Source organism: Streptomyces sp. WAC06614, from assembly GCF_003949795.1.
Classification (GTDB): domain Bacteria; phylum Actinomycetota; class Actinomycetes; order Streptomycetales; family Streptomycetaceae; genus Streptomyces.
This window is the reverse complement of sequence record NZ_RPRY01000391.1, coordinates 1-5,908: the sequence shown is the minus strand read 5'-3', so window position 1 is coordinate 5,908 and position 5,908 is coordinate 1. Positions and strand designations below refer to the sequence as shown.

The following is a 5,908-nucleotide window of genomic DNA, read 5'->3' as shown; positions in this document are numbered from 1 at the left end:
CGCCCCACCAGCCCCCAAGGCCTCAGCTGTCTCCGGTGTCCGGGCCGCAGGGCCCTCCGTGGTGGCCGAGCCCTCGCTCACCGGGACCTTCCGGCGGCCCGCCTCGGTGCGGCCGCTGGATGCGCGGACCGTGCTGCGGATCGGGCGGGCGCCCGGGAACGACCTGGTCCTCGACGACCTCGTCGTCTCACGCCGGCACGCCGAGCTGACCGCCCGCGAGGACGGCGCCTACGAGATCGTCGACCTCGGCAGCCACAACGGCACCTACCTCAACGGCGCCCGCATCGACCGCGCCCTCCTCCACGAGGGCGACGTCGTCGGCATCGGCCGCTCCGCCTTCTGCCTGGCCGGCGACCGGCTCCAGGAGTACGTGGACACCGGCGAGGTCTCCCTCGACGTCCAGGACCTCGCCGTCCACGTGGACCACGGCCGCCGCACCCTCCTCGACGGGGTCTCCTTCCCGGTCGGCGCCCGTAGCCTGCTCGCCGTCGTCGGACCCAGCGGCGCCGGCAAGTCCACCCTGCTCGGCGCCCTGACCGGACTGCGTCCCGCCGACCGGGGCACCGTCCTCTACGACGGCCGCGACCTCTACCGCGACTACGCCGAACTGCGCGGCCGGATCGGCCTGGTCCCCCAGGACGACATCCTGCACGCCCAGCTCACCGTCCGCCGCGCCCTGTCGTACGCCGCCGAACTCCGCTTCCCGCAGGACACCGCCCGCGCCGAACGCGAGGCCCGCGTCGACGAGGTCATCGGCGAACTCGGCCTGGAACAGCGCGCCGGACAACCCGTGCACAGCCTCTCCGGCGGCCAGCGCAAGCGGGTCTCCGTCGCCCTGGAACTGCTGACCAAGCCCTCCCTGCTGTTCCTCGACGAGCCCACCTCCGGCCTGGACCCCGGCATGGACCGCTCCGTGATGCACACGCTGCGCGACCTCGCCGACGACGGCCGGACCGTCATCGTCGTGACCCACAGCGTGCTCAGCCTCGACGTCTGCGACCGGCTGCTGGTCCTCGCGCCCGGCGGCCGGACCGCCTACTTCGGGCCACCCGCCGACACCCTCGGCTTCTTCGGCTTCACCCAGTGGCCGGAGGCCTTCGAGGCCTTCGAGAACCAGCGGGAGCGGGACTGGGCCCAGGAGTACCGGGACTCGCCGCTCCAGCGCCGGTACGTCACCGGCGTCCCCCGCCAGCCCGTGCTGCCCGCCGGCCCCACCGACCCGACCGGCCCCGCCGCGGCCGGGGCGGCCGGGTTGCAGCGGGCCGAGGAGCGGGCCGGGCCGGTGCCCGGCCTGGCGGCCCGGCACGCGCGGGTGACGGCGGAGCTGACCGTCGGCTCCGACCCCCACCGGGCCGGCGGCCGGGCCGGGCCGCCCGTGGTGGTGTTCGACGCCGAGCTGACCCGGGTCACCGGGCCGGACGGCGCGGTCACCCGGGTCGCGACCCCGGTGACGGTGCTGGCCGGGGACGACCCGGCCTGGACCCGGCTGCTGCCCTCCACCCGTCTGGCCGTGACGGCCCGCCTCGCCCCGGCCCGGCCGGGGGAGCGGCCGGTCGCCCTGCTCCGCCCGACCGGGGACGCACCGCCCCGGGTCGTCGGAGGCCCGGACGGGGTCCAGCGGGTCGCCGGTGCGCTGCGCGACGGGTTACGGGCCGCCACCGAAGGCCTGGCCCCCGACGCCCGGGCCCTGCTGCCCGGACTCGTCGTCGGCGACACCTCCCGGGTGCCGCCGGACCTGCACGACGCCTTCCGGGCCACCGACCTCCTCCACCTCCTCGCGGTGTCCGGCTCCAACCTCACCGTGGTGCTGTTCCTGCTGATCGGACCTCCGGGCAGCGCCCAGCACACCGAACGGCGCGGCCTGGCCCCCCGGCTGGGGCTCTCGCTGCGGGCCACGGCCCTGGGCGGGGCCGTGCTCACCCTGGCGTTCGTGGTCGTGTGCCGGCCCGAGCCGAGCGTGCTGCGGGCCGCCGCCTGCGGCGCGGTCACGCTCCTGGCGATCGCCACCGGCCGGCGCCGCTCGCTGGTGCCGGCCTTGGCCGCGGCCGTCGTCCTGCTGCTGCTCTGCGATCCCTGGCTGGCCCGCAGCTACGGCTTCCTGCTCTCGGTGCTGGCCACCGCCGCCCTGCTGCTCCTCGCCCCGCGCTGGAGCGCGGCCCTCCAGCTGCGCGGGCTGCCGCCCCGCGCGGCCGAGGCGCTGGCCGCGGCGGCGGCCGCACAAGCCGTCTGCGCACCCGTGGTCGCGGTGCTCACCGCCCGCGTGAGCCTGGTGGCCGTTCCGTGCAACCTGCTGGCGGAGCTGGCGGCGGGGCCTGCGACCGTGCTCGGGTTCGCGGCCCTGGCCGTGGCCCCGGCCTGCCCGCCGCTCGCCGAGCTGCTGGCCCACTGCGCCGGCGTGCCCGCCGGATGGATCGCCCTGGTCGCCCGTACCGGCGCCCGGTTCCCGGCGGCGGAGCTGTCCTGGCCGGACGGCCCGGCCGGCGGGCTGCTGCTGGCCGCGTTGATCGCCCTGACCGCGGTCGCCGTCCGGTCGGCGGGCCCGGCCGCCCGCTACCGCTGGCCCGCCGCCCTGGCGGCCCTGCTCCTGCTGGTGGCCGTGCTGCGGCCCCCGCAGCTCACCCGGGTGCTCACCGGTTGGCCGCCGCCCGAGTGGAGCTACGTGCAGTGCGCGGTCGGCCAGGGCGACGCGGGGGTGCTCGCCGTGGGACCGGGCACGGCCGTGGTGGTCGACGCGGGTCCGGAGCCGGAGCCGGTCGACGCGTGCCTGCGTGCCCTGGGCGTGGTCACGGTGCCGCTGCTGCTCCTGACCCACTTCCACGCCGACCATGTCGGCGGGCTCACCGGGGTGCTGCGGGGGCGTTCGGTCGGCCTGATCCAGACCTCCACACTGGCCGAGCCTGCCGCCGGTGCCGCCTCCGTGCGGCGGGCCGCGGCCGCCGCCGGCGTACCCGTCCTGCCGGCCCGGGCCGGCGAGCGGCGCCGGGTCGGACCGGTGCAGTGGCAGGTGCTGTGGCCACCGCCCGGGCTGTCCGGGGTGGGGCCGAACGACGCGAGCGTAGCCCTGCTCGTCCACACGTCCGGGCCGAGCCTGCTGCTTCTGGGCGATCTCGAACCCATTTCCCAGCAGGGGCTCCTGAGGGACCATCCGGAGCTCGGCCGGATCGACGTGCTGAAGGTGGCCCACCACGGCTCCGCCCACCAGGACCGGCAGTTGCACGCGCGGGTGCGACCCCGGCTCGCGATCGTCCCGGTGGGCGCGGGCAACCGCTACGGCCATCCCGCCCCCACCACCCTGGCGTTCCTGCGCGCGGCCGGAGCGGCGGTGCTGCGCACCGATACCGACGGTGCGGTGGCGGTGCTCGGAACGGGTCCGCGGATGCGGGCGGTTCCGGCCGGCCGGCGGTGGTCCCGGCGGGCGCCGCGCCGGGGCACGGGCTCCGTTTGCCCAGGGTCCGCCAGCATGATCGAATGCGTTTTCGCCAGAAGGGGCCGTATTCAGGCCCCGGTCCACACAGCACGGGGGTGCATCAACCATGTTCGGTCGCCGGCGGGGGATGGAGTCGGCCGGAAGCAGCAGCAGTCCAGGGATCTCCACGACACTGACGCTGCCGCCCACGGCCAAGCTGCTCAGCTGTCGTGTGCTCGACACGGTCCACCAGCCGGTCCGGCGGGCCCGGTTCGAGGTGACCGATCCGATCGGCCGGGGGGTCGTCAGCGGAGAGACCGACCCGTACGGCGGGTTCACCGCGGCGGTGCCGGAAGGGGAGTACCGGCTGACGGTCACGGCGGAGGGTTACGCGCCGTTCCACGGGGCGACGCTGGTCGGCGGTGGTGCCCAGCCGGGCACGGCGGAGATCGTGCTCGACCCGGTCGAGCCGCCGCTGCTGCCGCAGCCCGGCCACTGGGAGATCGACCCGGCCCACTCGGCCATCGCGTTCTCGGCCCGGCACATCGGACTGGCCCGGATCCACGGCCGGTTCAACACGTTCGCCGGGGCGGTGCGGATAGCCGAACGCATGGAGGAGTCCTCCATGCACGTGATCATCGACGCGGCGAGCATCGACACCGGGCTGCGGATGCGCGACGACCACCTGCGGTCGGCGGACTTCCTGGACGCGGTCCGGCACCCGACCCTGGAGTTCTACAGCGAGCGCTTCATCCACCGCAGCGGCAGCCGCTGGACGGTGGCCGGGGCCCTGACCCTGCACGGCGTGAGCCGCTCGGTCACCCTGGACACCGAGTACCTCGGGGCCGGTACCGGTATGGAGGGCGAGCCGCGCGCGGCCTGCCGCGCCTCGACGGAACTCCAGCGCGAGGACTTCGCCCTGAACTGGCAGTCGATGCTGGCCCAGGGCATCGCGGCCATCGGCTCGTCGGTCGAGGTCCGTCTGGACGTCCAGATCGTCCACAAGGCCTAGACCCGGCCGCCCGTCCCCGCCCTGGGCCCGGCCGGCACCAGCGCCAAGGCCAGGGACGGGAGCGGCTCCTGGCGGCGGGGCTACGGGGCTTCGAGCCAGCCTTCGTGGGTCGCGGCGAGGGCGTCGAGGGCCGTGGGGTCGAGCCGTGCCTGGGGGTCCTCGACGACCACCAGCCACTGGGCGTCCTCTGCGTCGTCCTCGCCCGCGAGGGCGTCGCGGACGAGTTGGGGCTCCTCGGGCAGGCCGAAGCGGTCCACGACCTCCTCCGCCACCTCCTCGGCGGCGTCGCGGTCGGGCAGGACCAGTACATGTCGCAGGCTCACCGCACCATTCTCCGGTACCCGGCCACGGCGCCGGCCACGGCGTCGGCCACGGGCGGTGCCGCGGGCACTGTCGGTGCGGCGTGCGATGCTGGAGCCGATGGCCACGAGGAAGAACTCCACCGACGATCCGCTCGCCCCGCTCACCCTCGCGGTGGGGCAGGAGGACCTGCTGCTCGACCGTGCCGTACGGGAGGTGGTTGCGGCCGCCCGGGCCGCCGACGCCGACACCGACGTACGGGACCTCACCCCGGACCAGCTCCAGCCCGGCACGCTCGCGGAGCTGACGAGCCCTTCGCTGTTCGCCGAGCGCAAGGTCGTGGTCGTGCGCAACGCGCAGGACCTGTCCGCCGACACGATCAAGGACGTCAAGGCCTACCTGGACGCGCCGGTCGAGGAAATCACGCTCGTGCTCCTCCACGCCGGGGGCGCCAAGGGCAAGGGGCTGCTGGACGCCGCCCGCAAGGCGGGGGCCCGCGAGGTGGCCTGCCCGAAGATGACCAAGGCCGGGGACCGGCTGGCGTTCGTCCGCGGCGAGTTCCGCACGCTCGGCCGGTCGGCCACCCCCGAGGCCTGCCAGACCTTGGTCGACGCGATCGGCAGCGACCTGCGGGAGCTGGCCAGCGCGGCGGCCCAGCTGTGCGCCGACGTCGAGGGCACCATCGACGAGGCCGTGGTCGGGCGGTACTACACCGGCCGGGCCGAGGCCTCCAGCTTCGAGGTGGCCGACCGTGCGGTCGAGGGCCGTGCGGCCGAGGCGCTGGAGGCGCTGCGCTGGTCCCTGGGCACCGGGGTGGCACCGGTCCTGATCACCAGTGCCCTGGCGCAGGCGGTCCGGTCCATCGGCAAGCTGGCCTCGGCCCCGCGCGGGGCGCGTCCGGGCGATCTGGCACGGGACCTCGGGATGCCCCCGTGGAAGATCGACCGGGTCCGCCAGCAGATGCGGGGCTGGTCGGCGGACGGGGTCGCCCAGGCGCTGCGCGCCGTCGCCGAGGCCGACGCCGGGGTCAAGGGCGGCGGGGACGACCCGGAGTACGCCCTGGAGAAGGCGGTGGTGGCCGTGGCCCGCGCCGCCCGCACCCGCCGCCCGTCCTCGTACTGACCCACTGCGCCCGCCCCACTCGGCCCGCCCGGGCCGAGTGGGGCGGGCGCAGTGGGTCAGTACGAGGA

The 5,908-nt window shown here is 75.9% G+C and carries 3 protein-coding genes and 2 pseudogenes; 4 read left to right on the top strand and 1 reads right to left on the bottom strand.

Going from position 1 to position 5,908, the window contains the following annotated elements:
- Positions 1 to 58: 58 nt before the first annotated feature.
- From EF918_RS39355 to EF918_RS31435, 3 genes and pseudogenes are all read left to right on the top strand, one after another.
- Positions 59 to 931, top strand: a pseudogene (locus EF918_RS39355) (ATP-binding cassette domain-containing protein); the annotation flags it as partial.
- Between the two features lie 264 nt (positions 932 to 1,195).
- Positions 1,196 to 3,388: pseudogene (locus tag EF918_RS31440) on the top strand (ComEC/Rec2 family competence protein); the annotation flags it as partial.
- Between the two features lie 166 nt (positions 3,389 to 3,554).
- Positions 3,555 to 4,418 (top strand): YceI family protein, encoded by an 864-nt coding sequence (locus EF918_RS31435; RefSeq protein WP_260610839.1) that lies wholly within the window; start codon positions 3,555 to 3,557, stop codon positions 4,416 to 4,418.
- An 80-nt stretch (positions 4,419 to 4,498) separates the two neighbouring features.
- Here EF918_RS31435 and EF918_RS31430 read toward each other — a convergent pair whose 3' ends face one another.
- Positions 4,499 to 4,741: a hypothetical protein gene (locus EF918_RS31430; RefSeq protein ID WP_125652325.1), complete on the bottom strand. Its 243-nt coding sequence runs from the start codon at positions 4,739 to 4,741 to the stop codon at positions 4,499 to 4,501.
- A gap of 97 nt (positions 4,742 to 4,838) precedes the next feature.
- On the opposite strand from EF918_RS31430, the gene holA reads away from it, so the two are divergent.
- Positions 4,839 to 5,840 carry a DNA polymerase III subunit delta gene (gene holA, locus EF918_RS31425; RefSeq protein ID WP_185922007.1) on the top strand — a complete coding sequence of 334 codons (1,002 nt, stop codon included), beginning with the start codon at positions 4,839 to 4,841 and terminating at the stop codon, positions 5,838 to 5,840.
- The last annotated feature ends 68 nt before the right edge of the window (positions 5,841 to 5,908 follow it).